The sequence below is a fragment of the Clostridium sp. chh4-2 genome (assembly GCF_002899675.1).
GTDB lineage: Bacteria > Bacillota > Clostridia > Lachnospirales > Lachnospiraceae > CHH4-2.
Genome location: NZ_PKUU01000007.1, coordinates 93,478 through 118,863 on the forward strand (window position 1 = coordinate 93,478; position 25,386 = coordinate 118,863).

A 25,386-nucleotide genomic window follows, 5' to 3' on the forward strand; every position below is an offset into this window, starting at 1 on the left:
GAAAGGAACTCTGATTATGAAAAAGAAAGTATTAGCACTGGCAGCCCTGACCGTTTCTGCTGCCGTAGCCACATTAAGCGGATGCCAAAACAGCGGCTCCGGCAGCAGCGGAAGTAGCGAAGCAAAGGCCGAAAACAACCAGTTATACGTTTACAACTGGGGCGAATACATTGACGAATCGGTTATTGACATGTTTGAAGAAGAAACCGGAATTAAAGTAATCTATGACATGTTCGAGACAAATGAAGACATGTACCCGGTAATCGAAGCCGGCGCCGTTACTTACGATGTTGTCTGCCCTTCCGACTACATGATCCAGAAAATGATAGAAAATGACCTGCTGGCCGAGATCAACATGGATAACGTGCCCAACATCAAGGAAATTGACCCACAGTACTTAGAAGACTCCAAAAGCTTTGACCCGGAAAACAAATATTCCGTGCCTTATTGCTGGGGAACCGTAGGAATCCTTTACAACACCTCAAAAGTGGCTCCTGAAGACGTTCCTACCAAATGGTCCGATTTATGGAATGACAAATTCAGCGGTGAAATCCTGATGCAGGACAGCGTAAGAGACGCTTTCATGGTAGCGTTAAAATCAAAAGGCTATTCTATGAACAGCACCGACGAAGCGGAATTAAAGGAAGCCAAAGACCTTCTGATCCAGCAGAAACCTCTTGTCCAGGCCTATGTAATCGATCAGGTCCGCGATAAGATGATCGGCGGAGAAGCTGCAATCGGCGTGATCTATTCCGGCGAAATGCTGTTCATTCAGGAACAGGTTGCCGAACTTGGTCTGGATTACGACTTAAATTATGTCATTCCACAAGAGGGAACAAACGTATGGATTGATTCCTGGGTTATCCCTAAGAATGCAAAGAACAAAGAAAATGCTGAGAAATGGATCGATTTCCTCTGCAGACCGGAAATCGCCAAGATGAATTTTGAATACATCACTTATCCTACTCCAAACAAGGGAGCCTTTGATCTCTTAGATCCGGAACTGCAGAATAATAAAGCCATCTTCCCGGATAAGAGCGATCTGAATAACTGTGAAGTATTCCAGTATTTAGGAGACGATGTGGACAGCATTTATAATGAGCTTTGGAAAGAAGTTAAATCAAATTAGACACAAAAGGCAGAGTGATCCGGGGCAAGGAAACGCCCTAGATAAACTCTGCCTTACGTTTAATCTCTCCCCGATACTTTCTCCCTACCGGAATCGTAGCCCCGTCTTCCATCACCACGTACCCGGACCGGAATTCACGGACAAACTTTTTATTCACCAGATACCCCCGGTGCACGCGCATAAATCCTTCTTCCTTTAACTCCTCTTCCAGCTCCATAAGCGAAGCATAGAACCGGTAAACCGCATCTCTCACATGGGCGTATACAACCCGGTTCTCCACAGAGAGAAAGCGTATTTCAGAGATCGGAAGCTTCTCCGGCATCTTCTTAATCATCACTTCCAGGCTTGTCAGCCGCTTTTCCTCATATTCTCCGCACGCTCTTAAAAATACCCGTTCAAACTCATCTTCTGTAAACGGACACTGCAGATAATATGCTCCGGCCTTGGCATATTCCTCCTCACGGCATCCATTTCCATATACCACAAAAATCGCCCGGCTTCCCATCTCTCCTGCTTTTTTAATAACCTCCGGACAGTCAAAATTGCGGCCGTCCGCCGTCATAAATATATGGTCCGCCTGGCGTGGATTCTTTTTAATATGCTTCAGCATGGTATTCCTGTATGTAAACGTTATAATCTTTCCTTCAACCTGATACTTTTCCACCGCCTTCTGCAGCCGTTCTGCATAAGCAGCCTGGTTTGGCGTATCATCATATAAATAAAATGTAACCATGATCTTTCCTCACCGCGTCTAAAGACAATCATTCATATTGTCTTTATTATACACGATTTTCCGTCTCATGGTTACATTTATTTTCTTTTTCTGCTATTATTTTTTTCTTTGTAATGCAGTCAACTATTTCCAGTCATATTTTGTCAGATGTCCCTGCAGCGTCATCTTCTCAAACCCATTTTGCCTCAGCGCCTCATATAAAACAATGGCCACCGAATTGGAAAGATTTAACGAGCGGATATCTCCCCACATGGGGATTCTGACACAGGTTTCCTGGTTTTCCAAAAGGATCTCCTCCGGTATCCCGGCGCTTTCCTTTCCGAACATGATGTAACAGTCCGGCTCATAGCTGACGTCCGAATAGACCTGTTTGGACTTAGTGGTTGCCATATAGATCTTGGCTCCCGGATTCCGGTTCAGGAAATCCTGATAATCACAGTAAACCGTAACATCCAGCTTATCCCAATAATCCAGTCCGGCCCGTTTCAGCGCCTTTTCATTGATCTTAAAGCCAAGGGGCTCGATCAGGTGAAGCCTTGTTCCGGTTGCAACGCATGTCCTTCCGATATTGCCGGTATTCGCCGGCATCTCCGGCTCAAATAATACTACATTCATAGCTGTTCTCTTTTCTTTATGCTTTTTCATCCAGCCTGCGGATGAACCGTTCGATTCTTCCCAAAGCTTCCTTTAAGTTTTTTAATGAGTATGCATAAGAGATACGAAGATATCCCTCTCCGCAGTCGCCGAACGCCGTTCCAGGCACAACTGCCACCTTTTCTTCCTGCAAAAGCCGGGTTGCAAACTCATCCGATGTCATGCCGAAACGCTTGATGCTCGGAAATGTGTAAAATGCGCCGTGAGGTTCGAAACACTCCAGCCCCATCTCCTTAAATGCATGCATCAGATAACGCCGTCTCTGGTCATAAGATTCCCGCATATGAACCACATCCTCATCCCCGTTGCGGAGTGCGGATACGGCTGCATACTGGCTCGTGGTTGGAGCACACATGATGGCAAACTGGTGGATTTTAACCATCTGTTCCAGAATCTCACGAGGTGCAGCTGCATAACCCAGCCTCCAGCCTGTCATGGCATATGATTTGGAAAATCCGTTGATTAAGACGGTGCGCTCCTTCATTCCAGGCTCAGCCGCGATGGTGGCGTGATGGTCTTTATATGTGAGTTCTGAATAAATCTCATCGGAAATGACAAACAAATCCTTTTCAATCACAATTTTGGCGATCTTCTCTATATCGCTTTTTTCCATGATTGCGCCGGTAGGGTTATTGGGAAACGGCATGATTAAGATCTTGGTCTTATCCGTAATCTTTTCCAGAAGCTTTTCCGGCGTCAGTTTAAACTGGTCTTTTTCCTCCAGTTCGATCACAACCGGCACACCGTCTGCAAGCACCGTACAAGGCACATAGGAGACATAACTTGGCTGAGGGATTAAAACCTCATCCCCAGGGTTTAACATGGCTCTGAGGGCGATATCGATGGCTTCAGAACCGCCTACGGTCACCATCACCTCGCGGTCAGCGTCATATGTAATCTTGTATTTTCTGTTCAGATAATTGCAGATTTCCACTTTCAGTTCTTTCAGGCCTGCGTTGGATGTGTAAAAAGTGCGCCCTTTTTCCAGGGAATAGATTCCCTCTTCACGGATGTGCCATGGAGTATCGAAATCAGGTTCTCCAACGCCAAGTGAAATTGCGTCTTTCATCTCACTTACAATATCAAAAAATTTACGGATTCCCGAAGGGGGGATCACTGTTACTTTATCAGCTAATGGATTTCTCATGGGGTTATTAACATCCTTTCGTCATGGACCTCGTCAACGAGAACTGTGCCGTGATCCTTATATTTTTTCAATACAAAATGGGTTGCTGTGCTGAGCACTGATTCCATCGGTGATAATTTCTCCGATACAAACTGCGCCACCTGTCTCATCGTCTTGCCTTCGATGAAAACAGTGAAATCAAATGCGCCTGACATCAGGTAAACGGAGTTCACTTCACTGTACTGATAAATACGTTCTGCGATTTTGTCAAATCCCATGCCCCTTTGAGGAGTTACTTTAACTTCAATTAATGCTACAACCTTCTCGTCGCTGGTATTATCCCAGTTAATCAGGGTGTGGTAACCACAGATAATATTCTCTTTTTCCATCTCGGCAATCTCATTGGCGACCGCGACTTCACTTTCTCCTAATAGAATCGCCAGATCTTTGATGTCGATTCTGCTGTTTTTTTCCATAACCGCCAAAATTTTCTCTCTCATAAAATTGCCTCCTGATTAAATGATTTTTAATACTTTATATATTTCATCTCTCTGGGGCCGGTCGAGAAAGCCTCTGCCTTCCCCATTGTAGATTTCACGTTTTAGGCCGCGGTTCACAGTTCCGATCACCGCCGCCGGGATTCCCGCCCTTTTTAACTCAGTGACGGACTGGTATCCGTTATTGCATACCAGGATAACGCAGTTTTCCGATAACAGGCGGTAAGGATTCAAATCATAATATTCACAAATCTCAATGGTCATTTGCCGAACAGGAATCTGACGCAGCCAAAATTCGATGCCGACTTCATATGCCCCGGAGAGATTCCAAAGCGCGGCCATAATGCCGCCTTCTCCCACCGCTTCACATTCCGTTGCGCCGAACCGTTCCCACTGCTCCAGATTCCCGCCTATCCTGTTCTCTTCTTCTGCTTTCTGATCTAAAAATAACGGGGAAAAATGGCTGAGCAGTTCCTGCCTTTTTTCAGAAATGATTCCGGCAGTCCCTGCTTCCCCAATATATCCTGCTGTTACAAGATCCTGCCCCGGTTTCATGACACCGAGGCGTTCCCTGTCTGTTTTTCCTCTCATGACGGCACATCTCCCGGTCCGTTAGGGATCTCCTGTGCCGGCTGGTTTGATGGAGAATTTCCTCCCAGACTGCCTCCCGGCCCTTCAATCTTTGGTTCCTGCGGCTGTGTCTCCGCAGGTGTTTCCGGTATACTTTCCACCGGCGCAGCTACCGGAGGTGCTGCCGGCCCTACTTTGACAATCGCTTTTGAAGCGTTATAAGTGTCTGTGTGTAAAAGTGTCTTCTCTTTTTCCACTCCGTCCACATAAACATACTTCCATAACCTTGATTTCATCCCTCTGTGGGCCGACTGAACCTGTTTCCTGGTTCCTGGCGCCATCGTTGGGTCCACCTGTTCCGTCGGAGCGCCGGGATCCGATACGCTCAGCGTTTCCGACACGTATTTGATCGTGCGGTTCGCCGGCCTTGTTTCCTTGCCGTAGATGGAAAAGGTTAATGACTTTCCTGAAGTATACCCTTCCACATAAACCGGAGTATCATATGGATTGGTAATCTTAATATCCTTAAATGTTCCTGCGATCGCCGCGTCCATGGAAGGTTTTACATACGTAACGATCATGGAATGATTCTGTCTCTGGGTGATCTCCATCTCCGCTAAAAGCGAAGTGTTATAAAGCGTGGTGGCAATCTGGCATACGCCGCCGCCCACACTGTCTACAACCTGGCCGTTTTCATAAGCGGCCGCCGTAGCGTAGCCGTTGGCCGTTGTAAACGGCTGCATACACTCATAACCTGACAATGTTTCTCCGGGCATCAGCACATGGCCGTTGATCTTTCCTGCTCCAACCCTCAGGTTGGTGGATCTGGAAGCTCCGCTGCTGCTAAAATCCGTCGTATACGTTCCAAGCAGATCCTGAATTGTCTCCAGGTCTTCGGTCTTTCTCGCCGGTTCCTGCTTTGTCACGACGGCAGCGGCCGTTATCGGCTGCTCCAGTCCGGAAGCGATCGCTTCATTCAATGCGCCCGTGGTGGCCTGTGAATCGATCATAAGCCCGTCTACGGACGGTGTAACGATAAATTGTCCGTTTTCCCTGGTGATCACCGCATCCTGCGGCTCCGCAACAAGGCCCGCACATTCTGTCTCTACAAATTCTGCAACCTTCGCTTCATCCACCTGAGTGCTCAAAGCCAGTTTTTCCGGCTTGGCCTCCAGATCTGAGATTGCAAAAAAACGCTGTATAATATTGCCGCTCTGATAAGATTCGGCTGTTTCTTTCACTATTTCCGGGTTATTCCAATAAAATCCCAATGCCTGTGCTGTTGTATCTACCGGTGTTCCGTCCACATCAAGGGTTATCTTTTGATTCGAGAGTCCATTCACATAATCTTCAACTATTTTCTCAGCTTCTTCGACTGTTTTTCCTCCAAGATCCTGTTCCCCTACGTATAAACCGTGCGGAATCGTCTCCTCCGCCTTCGCAGATACCGGCATAATAAAGCTAAAGCCAGCCGCTAACACAATGGCCGGCAAACCAGTAAGCCACGTCTTCTTTTTCATAATATGCTCCCCATTCTATCCAATCGCTGAAAATGCCCCTGCCAATGTAGGGATAATCATAGCCAGAACCAACAAAATAATGATAACAGAAGATACGATCTTCTTTGTCTTTTTATTACTGAAATTAAACATAATCTTTCACCTCTTTTATTCTTCCATACTGAGAAATAATCTTATCCGTCATTCTGGAAACCTCATTGCGTGACATGTACTCAATCTGCACAGTTACACATATTTTATGATATTTTATCAAATCACGCAAGAGTTCTTTTTGCCTTTTTGTCGCCGGCTGTTCTTTTTTCACTTTATAAACCAGGGTTTTAGGTTCAAACACCTCTAATTCCCCTTCCGGGCATCTTTTTTTAAGTTCCTGAAAGAGTTTATGAGCCGCCCATGCGTCAGAAAGCGCCCGGTGCGCATTCTCATTCTCAATCTCAAAGTAGCGGCAGGCGGCAGTCAGGTTCTTTTTTTCTTCTTCCGGCATGAATTTCCGGCATAAAGCCAAAGTGTCAATCCCCTGAGATTCAAATTTAAGCCCCTGATTGACGGCAGCCCGTTTTAAAAAGCTGTAGTCGAAAATAACATGGTGCCCTAAAAGGGGCAGTCCCCGGCAGAATGCCAGCATCCCTTCAATCACATCTTCAATTCCCGGCGCGTCTGTCAGCATGCTGTCATTGATTCCGGTGATTTCCAGAATCCGCTCCTCCAGCGCCCTTCTCGGATTGACCATGGTATGAAACTGGTCCGTCACCTGGCCGTCTTCCACCTTAATTGCTCCGATTTCAATGATCTTATCCTGTTTCGGGTCCAGCCCCGTGGTCTCAAGATCGACGGAAACATAAGAATCAAACATATTACTTACCTGTATTCCCTTCACCGGCCGGACAGTAATCCCTTAAAAAGCACTCTCCGCATTTCGGGCTTCTGGCCGTACATATGGTACGTCCCAGCGTGATGATATGAATATTCCACAGAATCCAATGATCCTTTGGAAGCACCTCCATCAGCTCGTATTCGATTTTTTCAGGATCTTCTGATTTGGCCAGACCCAATTTTCTGGAAATCCGCTTCACATGGGTATCCACCACAATGCTGGGCTGGTTATAAATATTGCCCCTGATTACATTGGCCGTCTTCCGTCCAACGCCCGCCAGGGAAGTTAAGTCCTCCATCTCACTGGGAACCTCTCCGTTAAACTCATACAGAAGCCTTTTGCAGCATTCTATAATATTTTTCGCTTTCGTATGGTAAAAGCCTGTGGGCCTGATATCCATCTCCAATTCTTCCAGATTGGCTTTGGCAAATTTCTCTATGGAATCGTATTTTTTAAATAAATCCGCAGTCACGATATTAACCCTGGCATCCGTACACTGTGCGCTCATGATAACGGCAATTAAAAGCTGCCATGGCGTTTCATGGTTCAGATAACAGCGGTAATCCGTACCGTATTCTTTATCCAGCAGCTCCAATATGGTCTGCACCCGCTTTGCGCGCTGCGCTTTTGTCTCTTTCTTTCCCATTCTTATCCTCTCATGCTTTTGTATCCGGCGTCAGCAAAAATGTCTTTGCATTATAGGTCAGCGGATCTCTGTTCTTATAATCAAACAGCACCATCGTCCCATCTGCCATTCCTTCGATATGGGCCATCTTGCTGATCTGCCGTGAATCGTATCCTTCATATTCCTTTAAATACTTAAACTCCCGGGCTTCCCGGATGAAAAAGTCCCTGATCTGCGTTTTGATCTCTCCCTGATCCCTGGCAAAGGACGGGCGGCTCTTGACATTTTCACGAAGATACAGATCATAGACCAAAAGATCCCGGAATTCTTCGGTCAAATCCTCAAATCCCCGTTTTTTAGCCTCTTCGCAGATAAAATCATACAGAACTTCATACCGGGCCGGACGGTTGTGGCTGATCTCAGACAATCCTCTTTCTTCATAATATAATGCAACCGCTTCGTACATATGATAAGGACTGCCCATCTTCTCTTCCAAACGCTTTAACGTGTTCTGAAACTGTCCGCTGTTGTAATAAACTTCCACCATCTCTTCCACGGCTTTCAGCCTGAGTACATCGTCATATCCAAGCCACCTGGTAGACAGCACCTCATAGGGCGGTTCACTCTTATACAAAAGGCCATATTCTGAAACCATCTCCTGCATATAGGAGCCTTTCAGCACCTTCAAAAATCCCAGCTGCAGCTGTTCCGGCCTCATGGAGTAAACGTCGTCAAAGGACTGTTTAAAACGTTCCAGCCCTTCATAGGGCAGGCCGGCGATCAGGTCCAGATGCTGATGGATATTGTGATAACCGTTCACCCGGTCAACTACCCGGCGCAATCGGTCCAAGTCCATCTTCCTCCGAATCTCAAAAATGGTTTCCGGATTGGTGCTCTGCACCCCGATCTCCAGCTGGATCAGCCCAGGACGCATCCGGCTCATCAGTTCCAGTTCCTCTTCCCCCAGAAGATCCGCCGATATTTCAAAATGAAAATTGGTGATACCATTATCATGCGCAAGAATGTGCTTCCATATAGCTATTGCATGACTTTTTTTACAGTTAAATGTGCGGTCCACGAATTTCACCTGTTTTACCTGATTCTGCAGGAAAAAATCCAGTTCCGCTTTCACCAGCTCCACATCCCTGAAGCGCACCGATTTGTCAATGGACGACAGACAGTAGCTGCAGGAAAATGGGCAGCCGCGGCTGCTTTCATAATAGATAATCCTATTTTCAAAGTCTTTCAAATCGTGATAGACAAACGGTATCTGGCTCATATCCATCACCGGACGCAGCTTTCCTTCCACCACGGAGCCGTTATCATCCCGGGCGGCAATTCCATCCATCCCGGCAAATGACCGTTCACCGCGGCTGTAAGCACAAACCAGGTCCGCATACGTCTCCTCGCCTTCGCCCATCATGATCCCCAAAACATCCGGCTCCTGTTTAAGAAGCCGTTCGGCGTCATAGGAAACCTCAGGGCCGCCCAGCCAGATATCCGTATCCGGCAGAACCTTATGAAGATCCCGCACAATCTCCAGCACATAACTGATATTCCATATATAGCAGGAAAATCCAACCACATCCGGTTTTCTCAGATAGATATCTTTTAATATGGTTTCCATCTGGTGATTAATGGTGTATTCCCCGATTTCAATCTGAATCCCCGGCTGTCCTTTTGTCTTTTCCTTCGCATATTCCATCAGGCTGTAGATTCCCAGATTTGAATGGATGTATTTTGCGTTAATCGCAGCCAATAAAAACTTCATAACTTAAACTTCAACCTCAATCTTTCTTCCGGTAGGCTGGTATTGGTAATACCGGACGCCCGCCGCATTCAGCATCCGTTTAGACGCCCGTACAGCCGGTGTATCGGCATATTTATCGCTGCCATAGATAATCGTCTTGATCCCGGCTTGGATAATCGCCTTGGCGCATTCATTGCAGGGAAACAGCGTCACATAAAGCTTGCTGCCTTCCAGACTTCCGCCCCGGTAATTTAATATCGCGTTCAGTTCGCTGTGGGTGGAATAAAAATATTTAGAATTATAAGGGTCCTCTTCCTCCTGATCCTTTCCCCATGGAAATTCATCGTCCGAGCATCCTTTTGGAAATCCGTTATATCCCATGGACAAGATCTTGTTGTCCTGGCTCACAATACACGCCCCAACCTGTGTGCTGGGGTCTTTGGAACGCTTTCCGGAAAGCAGGGCAACTCCCATAAAATATTCATCCCATGTGATATAATCCGACCGTTTTTGTGTCATATCTTCTTCTCCTTTTTTATACGTGTATAATGTGATATCCGGCAGCCTTGGTTAAACGGTTCATAATTGCCTGTCCCAGGCTCGCGTCAGAAAAGCTTTCCGAATAGATGTAATCGACCTGAAGATCGTCAAATTCCCTCAATACTGCAAACAGGTTATGAGCGATGGTTTCCTCTTTCGCCCGGATTCCCAGGCTGCGAAGCTCTCCGCTTGGATAGCAGTTTTTCGTTTCATCCGTACAGATTACGCCTACTTTAAATCCCTGTTCCAGCTTTTCCCTAACTCTACGGTTGATCTCCGAAACCACGGTCTCCTGTTCCCCTTCCACCAATGTCAGATTGGCTTTGGGCGCATAGTGGCGGTATTTCATTCCCGGCGCTTTAGGCTTAACGTCTTCTTTTAACGGTCCCAGTATGGCAGGGTCCATCTTCACGTCTCCCAGCACCTTTTTTAACATCTCCATAGTGACCGCGCCCGGCCTTAAAATTGTAGGAATCTCCCCCGTCACATCCACAATTGTGGATTCCAGACCGATTCCAACCGGACCGCCGTCCAGGATCATCTCAATCTTCCCTTCCATATCCTGCCACACATGCTGGGCGGTTGTTGGGCTTGGACGTCCCGAAGTGTTGGCGCTGGGAGCCGCAATTGGCACCCCCGCCAGGCTGATCAGCGCCCTTGCCACAGGATCGCTGGGCATGCGGACCGCAACTGTATCAAGACCTCCAGTCGTTCCATACGGCACCACGCCGCTTTTCGGAAATATCATGGTCATAGGGCCGGGCCAAAATGCATCCATCAGCTTTTTCGCTGCTTCCGGAATCTCCTTAACCAATGGTTTCAGCTCTTCCAAAGAGGATACGTGGGCGATCAGCGGATTGTCCGAAGGGCGTCCTTTTGCTTCATAGATCTTTCTTGCCGCCTGTTCGTCCAAAGCGTTGGCTCCCAGTCCGTAAACCGTTTCCGTCGGAAACGCCACAAGCCCGCCGTCCCGGATAATCTGAGCTGCCTCCTGCAGTTCTTCTTCCTTTATATGATCAGTATCTTCAATTTTTACTAATTTAGTTCTCATCACTGCCTCGATTCCACCGCCGATGCGGCATATATTTACAGAAAGTGGCCAAATTACGCCATTTTTCGCGTTTACATATAGATTTTATCATAGCACAACAGTTATTCCGGTGCAATGCTCTTGAAACATTTTCCTATTGATGATAACATAAAATGTAACAGTTCAGCCTTCCGATGTCTGTGCCGGCTCCGGCCGTTTCCATGGCCTTTCCTGTGACTTTGCAGGGTATTAGCAATTCTTAACGCGCAGAATTTTTCGTTCAAGGGAAATGTCCATTTGTTTGAGCGGGCATTTTGCCTGTACGGAGCGAGTTTGGGCATTTTCCTTGGCTTTTAGAAAAATCCTGCACGTTTAGAAGTGCTTATGCCCGAAACCGGAACTGGAAAGGCCATGGAAACGGCCGGAGCCGGCGCAGGCATCGGAAGGCTGAACTGTAACCATAAAATAGAATTTGACTTAATATAGGAGGAAACTAATATGCCGATCATTGTACCTGATAATTATGACCCACACCTGTCGGTCCGCCAGACTCAGGAAGCCATAAAATATATCAGAGATACTTTTCAGAAAGAATTCGGACGTGAGATGAATTTAGAGCGGATTTCCGCCCCTCTGTTCGTGGAAAAAAGCAGCGGATTAAATGATAATTTAAGCGGGGTTGAGCGCCCGGTAGCCTTTGACATCGCCGGGATTCCCGGAGAAGAGGTGGAAGTCGTACAGTCCTTAGCCAAATGGAAACGTATGGCGCTTAAAAAATACGAATTTGAAGTCGGGGAAGGCCTTTACACCAACATGAACGCCATCCGCCGTGACGAAGAACTGGATAATCTCCATTCCTGTTATGTGGATCAGTGGGACTGGGAAAAGGTAATCGCCAAAGAAGACCGCAACATGGATACGCTGATGGAAACAGTCAAACATATTTTCAAAATCATCAAACATATGCAGCATGAAGTGTGGTACAAATATCCCCAGGCAGTAAAACACCTTCCAAAAGATATCTATTTCATCACCGCTCAGGAGCTGGAAGACAAATATCCGGATAAAACTCCAAAGGAGCGCGAGAACTTAATCACCAAAGAACACGGCTGTGTCTTCCTGATGCAGATTGGCGATAAACTGGCAAGCGGAGAACCTCACGACGGACGCGCGCCGGACTATGATGACTGGAGCTTAAACGGCGACATCCTGTTCTGGTTTGAAAACTTAAACTGCGCGCTGGAGATTTCCAGCATGGGAATCCGCGTGGATGAAAAAGCATTGGATGAGCAGCTGAAAAAAGCAGGCTGCGAAGATCGCCGCAGCCTGCCTTATCATAAAATGCTGTTGGATGGCCAGCTTCCATATACAATCGGAGGCGGTATCGGCCAGTCCAGGCTCTGTATGCTGCTGCTGGACCGCGCCCATGTGGGTGAAGTTCAGGCGAGCATCTGGCCTGAAGAGATGCGCAGAGAATGCGCAGAACATAAAATCTTTTTACTCTAATGTGGTTTTCGGCGCTTTCACGGCACGTCTTGAAGATGTGCTGTGAATGATAACGCTGACTCTCTTATATACCAAAGCAGTAATCAAAGATACAATCACACCTTTTACGATATTGAACGGTCCGACTGCCAGTATCACAAATGTCCATACATTAGAGATGGCCGGGTTAATGGCCGCGCCAGCCGCAATAATCGTATCTAAAGGCATAAAATTGGAGTAGAACGGAAGCATAACCAGCGCATTTAAAATTACGCCCACAACGGTCATAATGGCGGTGCCGGTTATCATGCCAATAACTGCTCCTTTTTTGGTCTTCTTAATTTTATAGATGATCCCCGCCGGGAGCACAAAAGCACATCCGATACAAAAGTTTGCCAGCTCTCCCACAAATCCTGTGCTGGTCGGTTTCAAAACCAGTTTTACAAGGATTTTCACAAGTTCCATCACCGCGCCCGCTACCGGGCCTAAAGCAAAGGTTCCCACCAAAACCGGAACTTCACTGATATCCAGCCCATAAAAGGACGGCGCCAGAAATGGAAGCGGAACCTCAAATAGCATGAGCACCGCGGCTAAAGCGCCGAACATGGCCATAAGCGTTACATTTTTAATGCTGAGCAATTCTTTTTGTTTCATATCATTTTCCTCCTACATGTTTGTAAGTTCATCTTGTCTGAGGAATTGCAATTACGGAGTGCCTTTATTCCAGGGGCGATCACCCTAAAGATAAAAAAGCCCCGGATACGAAAAATATCCGGGGCCTGTAGTATACACTCTTACCACTCTTGCAATTTCTTCTCTCATCCAGACTATACTGTCGGTTCCGGAATTTCACCAGATCAGCCACAAAAAGTGGGTCGCGGACTTTGACCGCCGGTAGGGAATTACACCCTGCCCCGAAGAACTTATATTTATTTTATAGGTGCATAATAGCATATATATGCGGGAAATACAAGTATTTTGCGGGATTTTTAGGGTTTTACACATATTTTAGTTTTATCTTTATTTTAATTGAACTTATTTTTCACACTCTCCCCACACTTTGGATAATTTTTGTTTATTAACAGTGAACGAAAAGTATTATTCTCCTCCCTTCATTCTGTTTATATCGGCGCTTGTTTTGATTGAACGTCAGTTCTCCATATGCTATAATACTCTCGTATAATTTAATTAGGAAATAAAGGATGCGATTTTCCGATCGATGCCCTCTAGTCTTACGAAAGAGGGTGACGCCCTATGGACACTATAGAAGTACTTACACTTTTACTGGTAGTTTTCACGGCTCTGTCTTACTTAGATAATCATAAAAAGAAATAAGCATCCCTACCGTCCAAAGTAAGATGCTTATTCTTTAATCATCATTCATTTACTGAGGTTATCGGAAATTGCTTCCGATAACCTTTCTACTTAGATTATATACTAGGGCCGTTTTTTTTCAAGCGGCTCTTTTTAATTGTCAAAAAGTTGTCCTTATAATATATCTAAATTATTCTCACTGTTTTCCTTCTGAATCAATCCACTGTTATTGCACACTTTTATATTATCACAGACATACCGTTATTCAATTGTTGTCCAAAATAAAGGAGCCTTTTGGTTATGTACTCCATTTTCAATATAGGATATATCAATATGCTATGTAGTAAATGATTTAAACAATAACAAGGGGGACAATATGTTTAAGTAAAATTATTTGCTCCTAAAAATTTAATTAGAGAATATAAAACCCGATTTTCTGGAAGAAGTGAATATGACCTTGATTTGATAATTACAGGTTATTAATTAAAAGCATATTAACATTTGATAAGCAACAGGCCCAAATAGTCAGATTAAAACTATTAGGCTTGTTGCTTTTTTATTCAATCATACATCAAGTCTGAATTTTCATGCTATAGGCCAAAATCTTCTTTCCGATAGACTATTCCATTTTTCAACTACCTCTTTCGGCTCGTGCATCGCATTTCCCCTGGCACGACAATTCTTGCAGCAAATCCTAAACAACCTATAGTATTCATAATACTTGTTGCCAGGATTGAACCTATGGCGGGAACCGCTGAGCGTATTGTAGTAACCGTCATTAGTTTCATCCACTTTAAGATTTAACGAACCACAGAAGGGACATGGCTTTAGTTTATATTGTTTTCCAGAAATTGTTGCTATACCATTAGGGGACACTTTTCCCTCACGAGGTACATTTTCTTCTCCGATCGATTTCATGAATAAATTCGCTCCTTTTTTGTATGGCTAACGTTCTTGCAGTGGCGTGATCGTTTCATATGATAATGATAACAGAGTAATAACGTTGAAGCAATCTTTCTGACTAATATTCCCCGGCTTCACGAACGATGGAAGTATTTAAGACGCGGCACAGCATTCCGAGAATGCTGTGTGATCTCACCATTAACCGCGAATCAATACAATACCCATGCTTTTGTATCAGTTAATTCATTATCACGCTGCACTTACAGCGGATCTATTCAATGAAAACGTGCATGATATAGGAAAAGTGTGTTTGGGAATGTATCAAATAAACTGATGGTTTTGAATCGCAGGAGTGTTTTGTATATATAATACATTATTACGAAATATATTTTTATTTTTTAGTATATTATACATAATTATTTTTTTACAAAAATTATTTTTATTTAAAATATGTATATTTTATACTTTACAATTCATATTTTAATGTTGAATTTATACAAATTATATGTTATAAATAATATAAAGTATTATATATCTAATATATATATAACTTATATTTATTTTGCAACGTCCACCAGTCAAAAACAAATCAAGCTACAAACACAAGGGAGGAAAAAAGATGAGAAAGACACTTGCTACAACACTGGCGCTTACTGTTGCAGCTTCCATGATGCTGTCTGCATGCGGAAGCGTTTCAACCAGCAACCCTGCTGCATCGCAGCAGACGGAAACAGCAGCTCCTGCCGGGAATGCGGAGAGCACTGCTAAGGCAGAAACAGTCAAAAAAGTAAAAGATCCCTACAATGATGAGTTAAAACTGGGCTTTATTATTGACAATATCGGACATCCTGTAGGAGCAGCGTGGAAGACCGGTATGGAACGTGAAGCAGAGGCATATGACAATATTTCCGTACAGTATTTCGATGGTAAGAGCCAGGCTGAGACTCAGATCCAGCAGATGACGGATTTAATCAATCAGCAGTATGATGGTATTTTCCTTCAAGCAGCGGATTCAGCGGCACTCGCTAATTCGGTAAAAGAAGCGGAGGCGGCAGGTATTCCTGTTATCACCCTGAATCTGGATGCGGATACCCCTCATACCGCTTTAGTTGCAATGGTTGACTACGAAGCCGGAAGGTTAGTTGCAGAGGCCATAGCCAAGGAATGCGGAGGCAAAGGAAATGTAGTGATCATCCAGGCTTCTCCTGGAGCTAGCCGTGGTATTAATCTGGAGGCAGGTTTTGAGGACGCTCTGGCAAAATATCCTGACATGAAGCTCTTGGACAAACAGAGCGGTGAATGGCTTACAGAAAAAGCAAATGAGGTTATGCGTGACTTCCTTACAAAATACGACCAGATAGACGGCGTATTCTGTGACAATGACGCAATGGCAGAAGGAGCTTCCCAGGCGGCAGAAGCTATGGGACGTCTGGAAGGAATGAGCATTTGGGGTGCTGACGGCGAGACAAAGGCACTGGAATACATCGAACAGGGCAAGATGACCGGAACAATCTATACCAACTGTTACGATCAGGGAGCTACTGCTTTCCGTCTTATGCTCTTTGCATTGAGCGCTGAGATTGAGCCGAGCCAGTTTACTGAGACTCCGGTTGTGAAGATGGGACCTATTGTTGTGACACCGGATACCGTAGGGCAGATTTCGGATGACATGCGCTGGTAAATGAATAACGGAATGATAGATAATAAATAAAAGCAGGGGATGATACTCTGGCAAACGGTACAATTTAGGTGGAACTGTACCAGTCTGCCGGAGTCATCCCTTTAAAAAAATCCGAATTTAAGGAGGGAACACATTGAGGCAGGAAAGAATCAGACGCTTAATTTCTGCCGGTCTACTGGCACTGCTTATTCTGATTTTCAGTTTGACCAGCGAATATTTTTTAACTCCTAATAATATTTTTACATTTCTGAGGGATGCCTCTGTGACAGGGATTATAGCTGTCGGGGTGACCTTTGTCATAATCACTGCTGGAATTGATTTGTCCACCGGAGCCTTGGTAGCGGTTGTATGTATGATAGCTGCTAATATATTATATTACATGCCCCAGGTACCGGTTTGGGCAATTTGTATTTTATGTGTTCTTCTGGGTGCTGTAGGCGGTTATTTTAATGGAAACGTGGTAACCCGTTTGAAACTGCCGGACTTTATCGCCACACTTGCCGGACAGGGAATATTCAGAGGCCTGGCTATGTTGTTTGCGATCCGCGAAGCAGGCCGAATCAGCAATAAGGTTATTAAAAATGACAGTTTTACATTGCTTAGCGGTCATATCAACGGAATCTATCTGGTAACTATGGTCTTTTTTATTATGGTAATTATCGGACAGCTGATACTGAAAAAGACAAAGCTTGGCGTTTATACTTATGCCGCCGGAGCTAACCGCAAATCAGCGGATCTGTCAGGAATTGATACTGGCCGGATAAAACGGACTGCATTTGTTTTTTCAGGAATCTGCTGTGGAATAGCAGCTATTTTCCTTTTAGCCCGTACCGGCGCGGCTACGGTTGAATTGGGAACCGGATTAGAGTTTGATGTTATTGCGGCCGTTGTGGTTGGAGGCTGTGCGTTCAGCGGAGGCCGAGGCGACGTAGTCGGCAGTATGCTGGGGGCGCTGTTCATGGCAGTATTGACCAACGGAATCTATAAATATCATTTAGGAAGTGAATATCAGGTTATTATCAAAGGCGCAGTCATTATAATCATGGTACTCTTCGATTCTGTTTATCAGAGATATATGGAGAACAAGACTTTGAGCTCAGGCAAACGGGCTGAACTGGAAAAGGGGGCACAAGCATGAATGATGACATTTTATTATATGCCCATAACATAGAGAAAGAATTTTCCGGTGTAAAGGTTTTAAAGAAGGTGAATCTGGAGGTCCGCAGAGGTGAAGTTCATGCTCTGATGGGTGAAAACGGGGCCGGAAAATCTACCTTGATCAAAATTATCATGGGCGTTTATCCGAAAGATGGCGGGGAGATCTATTTTCAAGGAAAAAAGGTGGAGATCAACAGCAGATCTGATGCTCAAAAACTGGGGTTATCCGTTATTTATCAGGAACTGAGTTTAATTCCAACCCTTACAGTCATGCAGAATATACTGCTTGGACAGGAAATGGGGCGATTCGGATTCCTGGATAACAAGGCAATGAGAAAACGGACTATGGATTTGATGGAACGTTTCCATCTCAAGTTGGATCTGGATGCGGTGGCTGAAACGCTCAGTATTGCTCAAAGGCAGACCGTGGAGATTTTAAAGGCGCTGACTGTGGACGCTCCTTTGATCGTCATGGATGAGCCAACTGCTTCTTTAAGCGCTTCTGAATCGGAAAGTCTCTTTGAAATCATCCGCAATCTGAGAGAAAAGGGAGTTGGAATCCTCTATATCACACACCGGTTGGAAGAGGTATATATGCTTGCCGACCGGCTCACCGTACTAAGAGACGGCGTCAATGCGGGTATGGTTGAAAAAAAGGATATTAATCCGGCAGATACTATACGTATGATGATTGGAAAAGAGTTAAAGGATACGAGCGACCGGTTCGTTATGAAAAAGACGGATAAACCGGTTAAACTAAGTGTTAAAAATCTGTGCCGCAAGGGGGTCTTCAGGGATATCTCCTTTGATGTTCATCAGGGAGAGATCCTGGGAATCGGCGGTCTGGTGGGTTCCGGGCGGACTGAGGTGCTGCGCTGTATCTATGGGATAGATAAATATGACAGCGGTGAGATTACATTTGAAGGAAAAAAGATTTCTTGCAGTGTGAAAAAAAATATACAAAACGGTTTCGGATTGGTTCCTGAAGACCGAAGGACGCAGGGATTTGTCCCTCTTCTCAGCATCCGTAAAAATATTGCGCTTACCAACTATGACCAGTTAAAAAAGCACCTGGGATTTATCAGGCTTTCAAAGGAAGGTGACATGTCCAGGGACGCTATAAAACGGCTGGACATACGGCCGGATAATCCGGATCTTCTGGTGGGCAATTTATCCGGCGGAAACCAGCAGAAGGTCGTAGTAGGAAAATGGCTGATGCGCGATCTGAAAGTGCTGATGGTGGATGAACCCACTGCCGGAATTGATGTGGGCGTTAAGGAGGAAATTTACAATATCCTGGAGGAACTGGCACCAAAAGGAGTTGTGGTAATTGTGGTATCCTCGGATCTTCAGGAACTGATACGGGTATCCCATAGAATCCTGGTCTTCCGTAAGGGAACAATCTTTAAAGAGTTCGACAGCGGAGCCGTGACGCAGGAAGATGTGCTCGCTGCAGCTTCGGGTCTGACACAGGAAGAGGAGGTGGCAAACGGTGAATAAAAAAGATCTTGGAAAACAGATTTCTAAATTTCAGAAACCATTAATTCTTCTGGTGGTCATAATCATCATGACAATTCTTCAGCCGAAGGTATTTCCTACATGGAACAACATGTTGAGTATTCTCTATGCTATCTCTATCTACGGCGTAATGATTTGTGGTATGATCTTCACGGTATTGCTGGGCGGTATTGATTTATCCGTGGGTCCGGTAGCAGCTTTAAGCGGCGCGGTAGCCGTGGTTGTAATGAATTCCATGGGGAAAACTCCGGGGGCTGCCCTGACGGGAATTTTACTCGGTCTTTTGGCCGGTATTGGAGTGGGGTTGGTAAATGGTCTGATTATCTCAGGCTTTTCCGTACCGGCATTTCTCATCACCTTGTCCGCGCAGAATATTGTGAATGGCCTCGCTCAAATTACAACAGGAAACAACACGATCGCCGCAATGGAGCCAAAACTCTTTACAGTAATTGGAAGCGGCCGTGTGTTCGGTATTCCTATTCCCATATTTATTATGGGAGGCATGATGCTGCTCACCTATATTGTGCTTAATAAAACAGTTTTTGGCCAGTATGTATATGCGGTTGGCGGTAATGGAGATGCATCCGAACTTTCGGGTATTTCAAAGAAAAAAATCACCGTTATCTGCTATATCATTTCGAGCTTTACTGCCGCTATGGCGGGAATTGTACTGGCTTCCATGAACCAGCAGGCCATCGCCAAAGCGGCTTCAGGATATGAAAATGATGTGCTTACTGCTATTGTGGTTGGCGGCACAAGTCTGATGGGAGGAGAAGGCTCTATTCAGGGAGCGCTGTTCGGTGCAATGCTGGTAGGACTTCTTAATAACGGTATGCGGCTTATGGGAGTGCCTTCCACCTATCACACTCTGGTGAAGGGAATTATAATTATCTGCGCTGTTGCGGTTGACGTTTACTCAAAGAACAAAGGAAATGGCCTGCAGCGGTCATTGTTTAACAGGAAAAGAGAGGTGAAAGCATGAAACTATTTGATGCACATGCACATGTCGTAGAACGCTTAGCCGGCTATGGCGGCCGGGGAGAACTCAGGGCAATTGGCGGCGGAAAAGCGCGCTGGGCCAATGGTGACGAAATTACCATGTTTCCGGCAGAACTTGGTGAGAAAAATGTAACCGGAGAAGCGCTGAAAGCATTTCTGGACCGGGAAGGTGTGGAAAAAGCGGTTTTGCTGCAGGGCGGATTTTACGGTTTTCAAAACGATTATACACTGGAAGTGGCCGCCAAATATCCGGACACCTTTATTCCTGCATGCACCGTTGATCCCTTCTGCCTGGAGGCGGTTCCGATCCTTGAAAGGTATCTGGACGCCGGAGTAAGGGTTCTAAAGTTTGAAGTCAGCACCGGCCCCGGCCTTATGAGTTACCATGAAGCATTTGAATTGGACGGAAGCCGGTTGTCGGGTCTTATCCAAATGGCTGCGCAGCGGGGATGCGTGCTTACACTGGATCTGGGAAGCCCGGGAATGGCCAGCTTTCAGCCTCAGGCAGTTGCTAATATTGCAGAACGCCATCCATCCATGAAAATTGTAATATGCCATCTGTTAGCTCCCACTCTTAAAGACGGGGAGGCATTGGAACAGGGATTAAAAACCTTGAAAAAAGAGAATATATGGTTTGATATTTCAGCACTTCCCTGGAATGTTTACCCGGAACAGTATCCTTATCCTACGGCAATTCAGTATCTGAAGACAGCCAAAGAGATTGTAGGCGCAAAAAAACTGATTTGGGGCAGTGATATTCCATGCCCTCTAACCCGGGACAGCTATCGTCATTTGTATGATTATTTCCAGGATTCAGGAGTATTTACTCCAGCGGAGTTAGAGGATGTCTATTACAACAATGGAATGGAAGTCTACGGATAGACATTTTGATCAGAAGGGAAATGGGGATATATGGCAAAGGAAACCCTTAAAGATAAAGCATATCAGATTATTAAGGAAAAGATAATTACATGTCAATATTGGCCGGGAACACTTATTAACGAAATGGATCTGGTAAAGGAGGTGGATTTCAGCCATACCCCCATACGGGAGGCGATCAGCAGGCTGGAACAGGAAAATCTGGTTAAGATCATGCCTAAAAAAGGAATATGGGTAACCGATGTAAAGATGTGCGACGTAAGAGATGTATATGAGGTAAGAGAACTGATTGAGCCACATATTATCAAGCGCTGGGGATGTAATATTTCTAAAGATGAATTAAAGGCATATATGGCATCCTGCGAAAATGCCCTAAAGAATACCGGTGATGAAAAGGGAAAGATCGAATTGGATGACAAACTGCATGATATGATACTGGACTGCTGCCCCAATGCACATCTGTTCCGAACGCTGAAACAGCTCCGGGACCAGACAAGGCGGATGCGTATCATGACAGGGGATCGGAATTCCCGGCTTAAATACAGCATCGCGGAACACATAGACATTACAAAGTGGATTTTGGAAGGTGATTATGATAAGGCGGCTCAGTCAATGATTTATCATCTTCAGCAGGGGAAACAGAGTTCGTTTGATCTTTTGATGGGGAAGGGAATGTAAGCAGTATAGGGGAAACGGTTGAAGAAGAAAAAGTGCCTTCTTCAACCGTTGGATATGCAAAGCCGAATTAATGGAGAAAGGACATATAATGACAGACGAAGAAAAAAAACGCTTATTAAAATTAGGAAGAAATCTGCTTTCCGCCGGAATACTGTACAGCAGCCAGAATGGGGAGGAAAAAACGGAAGAACTTGATCCAAGTATCGCACGGCCTGGTGAAAAAGTTATTGCAATCAAGGATTCGGCATACATTGGAATTGGCTATGAAATTAGCACGGGTGAAATTTATACCGTTTCATCATATAATAAGGGCTCCTATACGTTTGAAGAGTGTCCTCCTTCCTATAATCCCTATCTCGGTGAGGACGGAACATGGTGGTTTAACGTAAAAGACTTTCGGAAAATAGAGGAAGAATGAAATAAAACGATGCGAAGTCAGCGCTTTAATGAACCAATACCTAATGCGCCATGGCAGAAAGTCAGACACAAATGGTGGAAAAATCAACCTCATATTTGGTGCATTAATCCACCATTTCCCTCAGTCTGTCAAAGCAAAAAGTTATGAAACCATTAAAATCTGTTACCACCCATTTTATCATTTCAAAAGCTGCGGTATTCGCCAACTGATATTGACTTATGCTAATCACATTTTCTTCCAATGCTCTTTCCAGCTCATCACGATCATCTTCTTTAAATTCACCATTTGTATAGATCAAAACAGGAATCCCACTCGTCAAAACAAAATATGCTGTGCTTAATTTTAAGTTCTTTCATCTTTTCTCCACGTATAAAACCCACTAAGATATCCAATTCGACAGTAAATGACAATCATCAATTCCGAATCAACAAGAGACTATTTCCTATAGAAATAAAAACTTATCCACAATTATGATACCACTATATATAGATAACCACAATATTTACCCTAAATATCTTGTATTGTCGGTGGATATTGTGGATAAATATGTGGATATCTTGTTAATCGAATGTGGATGTATGTCAATGAAGTCATTAAAAAAGCCGGTTCTGCGCTTCAATCTGCTGCAAAACAGCAAATCCCTTTTCATTCTTCATTTTGCGTTCCGGTTCAAATCCTTGGCACCATTTACTTTCCAGCCACCGTTCAGCCATTTCCGTTCCCATACAATAGCTGACGACATTTTCTCCCATGGCCAGCACGTTTGCATTATTTATCAAAGAAATCTTTTCAGCCGTAAACACGCTTTCACACGCAACGCAGTATACTCCTTTAAATTTATTGGCTATCATGCTGACGCCTGCTCCTGTACCGCAGATTACAATTCCCCGGTCAAATTCTCCGGTTTGAATTTTTTTTGCTAAATTAGATGCCGCATCGAAATACATCATCGGTTCATCCTCTGAGGTCTGGCCCACATCCGTAATATTATATCCTTTTTTTATCAGATTTTGTTTTACCGCTTCCTTTAATCGAAAGCCAGAAACATCTGAAGCAATTCCCACTCTCATCTCAGTTTTCTCCTGTTTTTAATCATGACTGCTGCCCAGTATTTCTGCATCTTCCTGCTCTTCTATTCAGGTCAATATGATGATACCGGCTTGTACTAACCCATTTAAATTATTTAGTTACAAAGCATCCCATTTAAATGTTCTAAATTTTTTGCTGCCGCTTCAAGCGGATCAGGATATTTAAAAGATTCCAAGGACAATACTCCTTGATAGCCAATTTCTTCTAACGCTTCCAGCATGCTTTTAAAATCAAAATGCCCATGACCTGCATACCATCTGTCACTATCCGCAATATGTACATGTCCCAGATTCTTACCCGCTTTAATAATCGCAGCCGGTATATCTGTCTCTTCTATATTCATGTGAAAACTGTCAATATGAAGCTTTATATTCTCTGATTCAAATCGTTTAATATAGTCCAGCCCCTCTTCGATTGTATTGAGTGCATCACTCTCATAGCGGTTTATGATTTCAAAGACTAATAAAACGTTATCTTTTTCAGCTGCGCTGATACATTCCCGCATGCTCTTATCCAGTAATTCATAGTATTTCTCTTCACTGGAACACTCGCTCTTTTTCCCCTTAATGAGTCCCAGAATCACGATTGCTCCGAAATTTTTCGCCACAGCAATATGATCCTTTATATTTGCTACCGCCCTGTTTCTGATGTCCTCGTTTTCTGAGGAAAGGGAAAGCCCATATTTACCATAAGCGGGTCCGGTTCCGATGGATGACAGGCCGACGTGTAATCTTTTCAGCTCTTCCTCCACTCCCTCAAGCAATATAGTATTCGCATCGCTGGTATGGATCTCAACTGCGTCATAGCCTATTTCTGAAGCTGTTTCTATACAGCTTTTATAATCCCCTCTAAGTACCACAGGGGTTTTCTCTCCTGTTTCAAGAGCGCATGTCACTGAAAATTTCATTCTGTTCTCCTTTTCTTTCAACTATGATTTTTCGTTATACGAAAACATTTAAGGTTTTCAATTAACGTATACGTTTACTTAAATGCTAGAATAATCCCTTTCACTAATTTTGTCAATACACTTATTTCTTTTTTCATTCAAGCAAGTCAAATGTTTTTCACTGTCATTTATACCAAATAATACAGTCAATGATTGTTATGAACTGTAAAACCGATAATTCTCTTTCATAACTAAACCGATGGGCATATCAACGATCCTGCACTCATTCTCACTCCTCAAGCCTGAAAGTTTTTTTGAAAGAATACTTAAAGCAATTCGCCCCTGTTCCCTATTAGACTGATACACAGATGCCAGCAAAGTTCCATCTTCAAAAAATGTTTTTAATTCATCAAAAACGTCCGTACCCACGATCCTGACTTTCCCGGACAATCCCATATCTTTCACGATTCTGCAGACATTATAGGTTATTCTGGCGCTGCCGCAAAATAATACATCCGGAGTTTCAGATATTAATATGCTGCACAGCTTCCCCTCATATTCAGAGGCGTCCACTCCGGCCACTTCAGAATACCGCAAATTTTCAGTAAGGTTTTCCCGCAGGCTCACAAGGTAATGCTTACTGCTGAAAACCGCCCGGTTTTCATTTATACCCAATACGGTTCCTGAAGCATTGGAAAAAAGCACATTAATCAGATGTGCCGCCAACGCACCTCTTTCTTTATGGGACGCTTTGAGAGAGCATAATGCTTCCACTCCTTCACCGCTATTGGAAACAAGCACAACCTGTGTTCCACGTTTTGAAAATCGGTTGATCCAACCAGCTGATTTTTCATCGTCACACATGGTTATAAGTCCTTGAAGGCTGTTGTCCGTATTGTCAAACAAGTTCTCAAGCGCATCGCTCATTCCGTAAATACCCAGCTCATTTTCCACATGCTGTACATTAAATTTCTGATTTTTTAAATCCTCTTCCGCATCGTTAATTCCCTTCCAGATACCTCTGAAAAAATAGCGGTCCTCTCCTGTGGGCTGCGGCAAAACCACGGCTATATTAATCTCATCTCTTCGCAGCAGAGATGCAGCTTCATCTATTACGTAATTTGTATCTTCTACTTCCTGAAGGATTCTTTTTCTTAATTCTTCACTTACCCCTTTTTTCCCATAAATGGCCCGATGCACAGTAGTAGTCGAAACCCCTAAACGCAGCGCAATATCCTTTGTTGTAACCTTGTTTCTTTTATCCATATAAGCCCTCCGACCATTAAACAAATTATATGCAGATCATGCCATATTTTACCCTTTTTGTCCA

At 44.4% G+C, this 25,386-nt stretch carries 27 protein-coding genes and 1 riboswitch; of the genes, 9 read left to right on the forward strand and 18 right to left on the reverse strand.

Features of this window, described 5'->3' with window-relative positions; genetic code table 11:
* The first annotated feature begins 16 nt into the window (after window positions 1-16).
* Window positions 17-1,129 carry an ABC transporter substrate-binding protein gene (locus tag C0033_RS09290; RefSeq protein ID WP_103227581.1) on the forward strand — a complete coding sequence of 371 codons (1,113 nt, stop codon included), beginning with the start codon at window positions 17-19 and terminating at the stop codon, window positions 1,127-1,129.
* 37 nt (window positions 1,130-1,166) lie between these two features.
* Here the strand turns inward: C0033_RS09290 and C0033_RS09295 are convergent, their stop codons facing one another.
* The 12 genes from C0033_RS09295 to C0033_RS09345 form a co-directional block, all read right to left on the reverse strand.
* A complete protein-coding gene (locus C0033_RS09295) occupies window positions 1,167-1,862 on the reverse strand; it encodes a LytTR family DNA-binding domain-containing protein (RefSeq protein ID WP_103227582.1) in 696 nt (231 codons plus the stop codon).
* 123 nt (window positions 1,863-1,985) lie between these two features.
* On the reverse strand, window positions 1,986-2,477 hold the full coding sequence (locus C0033_RS09300; protein WP_103227721.1) for a tRNA (cytidine(34)-2'-O)-methyltransferase: 492 nt from the start codon (window positions 2,475-2,477) through the stop codon (window positions 1,986-1,988).
* 16 nt (window positions 2,478-2,493) lie between these two features.
* Window positions 2,494-3,663, reverse strand: a complete 1,170-nt coding sequence (locus C0033_RS09305) for an aminotransferase class I/II-fold pyridoxal phosphate-dependent enzyme (RefSeq protein ID WP_103227583.1) — start codon at window positions 3,661-3,663, stop codon at window positions 2,494-2,496.
* Entirely contained in the window at window positions 3,660-4,142 is a 483-nt protein-coding gene (locus tag C0033_RS09310; protein WP_103227584.1) for an Lrp/AsnC family transcriptional regulator, read from the reverse strand. The genes C0033_RS09305 and C0033_RS09310 overlap by 4 nt, the downstream gene beginning before the upstream one ends.
* 15 nt (window positions 4,143-4,157) lie before the next feature.
* The gene (locus C0033_RS09315) at window positions 4,158-4,730 is read right to left on the reverse strand and encodes an AIR synthase-related protein (protein ID WP_103227585.1); all 573 of its coding nucleotides are present in this window, start codon (window positions 4,728-4,730) and stop codon (window positions 4,158-4,160) included.
* Entirely contained in the window at window positions 4,727-6,229 is a 1,503-nt protein-coding gene (locus C0033_RS09320) for a VanW family protein (protein WP_103227586.1), read from the reverse strand. The genes C0033_RS09315 and C0033_RS09320 overlap by 4 nt, the downstream gene beginning before the upstream one ends.
* Window positions 6,230-6,244: 15 nt before the next feature.
* Window positions 6,245-6,361, reverse strand: coding sequence for a synaptobrevin-B (locus tag C0033_RS27775; protein WP_347501072.1), 117 nt, complete (start codon window positions 6,359-6,361; stop codon window positions 6,245-6,247).
* A complete protein-coding gene (locus C0033_RS09325; RefSeq protein WP_103227587.1) occupies window positions 6,354-7,082 on the reverse strand; it encodes a 3'-5' exonuclease in 729 nt (242 codons plus the stop codon). The genes C0033_RS27775 and C0033_RS09325 overlap by 8 nt, the downstream gene beginning before the upstream one ends.
* 1 nt (window position 7,083) lies before the next feature.
* A complete protein-coding gene (nth, locus tag C0033_RS09330; RefSeq protein ID WP_103227588.1) occupies window positions 7,084-7,749 on the reverse strand; it encodes an endonuclease III in 666 nt (221 codons plus the stop codon).
* Between the two features lie 10 nt (window positions 7,750-7,759).
* Complete coding sequence (locus tag C0033_RS09335; protein ID WP_103227589.1) at window positions 7,760-9,499, reverse strand: B12-binding domain-containing radical SAM protein; 1,740 nt, start codon at window positions 9,497-9,499, stop codon at window positions 7,760-7,762.
* Window positions 9,500-9,502: 3 nt separating this feature from the next.
* A complete protein-coding gene (locus C0033_RS09340) occupies window positions 9,503-9,997 on the reverse strand; it encodes a dCMP deaminase family protein (RefSeq protein ID WP_103227590.1) in 495 nt (164 codons plus the stop codon).
* Window positions 9,998-10,013: 16 nt separating this feature from the next.
* Window positions 10,014-11,069 carry an L-threonylcarbamoyladenylate synthase gene (locus tag C0033_RS09345; protein ID WP_103227591.1) on the reverse strand — a complete coding sequence of 352 codons (1,056 nt, stop codon included), beginning with the start codon at window positions 11,067-11,069 and terminating at the stop codon, window positions 10,014-10,016.
* A gap of 477 nt (window positions 11,070-11,546) precedes the next feature.
* Here C0033_RS09345 and asnA point away from each other — a divergent pair, with 477 nt between their 5' ends.
* Window positions 11,547-12,554, forward strand: a complete 1,008-nt coding sequence (gene asnA, locus C0033_RS09350; protein ID WP_103227592.1) for an aspartate--ammonia ligase — start codon at window positions 11,547-11,549, stop codon at window positions 12,552-12,554.
* Here the strand turns inward: asnA and C0033_RS09355 are convergent.
* Together C0033_RS09355 and C0033_RS09360 are read right to left on the reverse strand one after the other, a co-directional pair.
* On the reverse strand, window positions 12,546-13,187 hold the full coding sequence (locus C0033_RS09355) for an ECF transporter S component (protein ID WP_103227593.1): 642 nt from the start codon (window positions 13,185-13,187) through the stop codon (window positions 12,546-12,548). The genes asnA and C0033_RS09355 overlap by 9 nt on opposite strands.
* A gap of 152 nt (window positions 13,188-13,339) precedes the next feature.
* Window positions 13,340-13,459: riboswitch (FMN riboswitch) on the reverse strand.
* A 973-nt stretch (window positions 13,460-14,432) separates the two neighbouring features.
* A complete protein-coding gene (locus C0033_RS09360) occupies window positions 14,433-14,765 on the reverse strand; it encodes a Lar family restriction alleviation protein (RefSeq protein ID WP_103227594.1) in 333 nt (110 codons plus the stop codon).
* Between the two features lie 604 nt (window positions 14,766-15,369).
* Here C0033_RS09360 and C0033_RS09365 point away from each other — a divergent pair.
* From C0033_RS09365 to C0033_RS09395, 7 genes are all read left to right on the forward strand, one after another.
* Window positions 15,370-16,431: a sugar ABC transporter substrate-binding protein gene (locus C0033_RS09365; RefSeq protein WP_103227595.1), complete on the forward strand. Its 1,062-nt coding sequence runs from the start codon at window positions 15,370-15,372 to the stop codon at window positions 16,429-16,431.
* Window positions 16,432-16,633: 202 nt separating this feature from the next.
* Complete coding sequence (locus tag C0033_RS09370; protein ID WP_347501085.1) at window positions 16,634-17,569, forward strand: ABC transporter permease; 936 nt, start codon at window positions 16,634-16,636, stop codon at window positions 17,567-17,569.
* Complete coding sequence (locus tag C0033_RS09375; protein ID WP_103227597.1) at window positions 17,566-19,089, forward strand: sugar ABC transporter ATP-binding protein; 1,524 nt, start codon at window positions 17,566-17,568, stop codon at window positions 19,087-19,089. Before C0033_RS09370 ends, C0033_RS09375 begins: the two co-directional genes overlap by 4 nt.
* Window positions 19,082-20,089 carry an ABC transporter permease gene (locus tag C0033_RS09380; protein WP_242984461.1) on the forward strand — a complete coding sequence of 336 codons (1,008 nt, stop codon included), beginning with the start codon at window positions 19,082-19,084 and terminating at the stop codon, window positions 20,087-20,089. Before C0033_RS09375 ends, C0033_RS09380 begins: the two co-directional genes overlap by 8 nt.
* Window positions 20,086-20,988, forward strand: coding sequence for an amidohydrolase family protein (locus C0033_RS09385; RefSeq protein WP_103227598.1), 903 nt, complete (start codon window positions 20,086-20,088; stop codon window positions 20,986-20,988). Before C0033_RS09380 ends, C0033_RS09385 begins: the two co-directional genes overlap by 4 nt.
* A gap of 30 nt (window positions 20,989-21,018) precedes the next feature.
* Window positions 21,019-21,663: a GntR family transcriptional regulator gene (locus C0033_RS09390; RefSeq protein ID WP_103227599.1), complete on the forward strand. Its 645-nt coding sequence runs from the start codon at window positions 21,019-21,021 to the stop codon at window positions 21,661-21,663.
* Window positions 21,664-21,751: 88 nt separating this feature from the next.
* Window positions 21,752-22,081 (forward strand): hypothetical protein, encoded by a 330-nt coding sequence (locus C0033_RS09395; RefSeq protein WP_103227600.1) that lies wholly within the window; start codon window positions 21,752-21,754, stop codon window positions 22,079-22,081.
* A gap of 103 nt (window positions 22,082-22,184) precedes the next feature.
* Here C0033_RS09395 and C0033_RS09400 read toward each other — a convergent pair whose 3' ends face one another.
* The 4 genes from C0033_RS09400 to C0033_RS09415 form a co-directional block, all read right to left on the reverse strand.
* Window positions 22,185-22,379, reverse strand: coding sequence for a hypothetical protein (locus tag C0033_RS09400; protein WP_103227601.1), 195 nt, complete (start codon window positions 22,377-22,379; stop codon window positions 22,185-22,187).
* 295 nt (window positions 22,380-22,674) lie between these two features.
* Entirely contained in the window at window positions 22,675-23,151 is a 477-nt protein-coding gene (locus C0033_RS09405; RefSeq protein WP_103227602.1) for an RpiB/LacA/LacB family sugar-phosphate isomerase, read from the reverse strand.
* A 113-nt stretch (window positions 23,152-23,264) separates the two neighbouring features.
* Window positions 23,265-24,077 (reverse strand): sugar phosphate isomerase/epimerase family protein, encoded by an 813-nt coding sequence (locus C0033_RS09410; RefSeq protein WP_103227603.1) that lies wholly within the window; start codon window positions 24,075-24,077, stop codon window positions 23,265-23,267.
* A gap of 195 nt (window positions 24,078-24,272) precedes the next feature.
* Window positions 24,273-25,322, reverse strand: coding sequence for a LacI family DNA-binding transcriptional regulator (locus C0033_RS09415; protein ID WP_103227604.1), 1,050 nt, complete (start codon window positions 25,320-25,322; stop codon window positions 24,273-24,275).
* Window positions 25,323-25,386 lie beyond the last annotated feature (64 nt).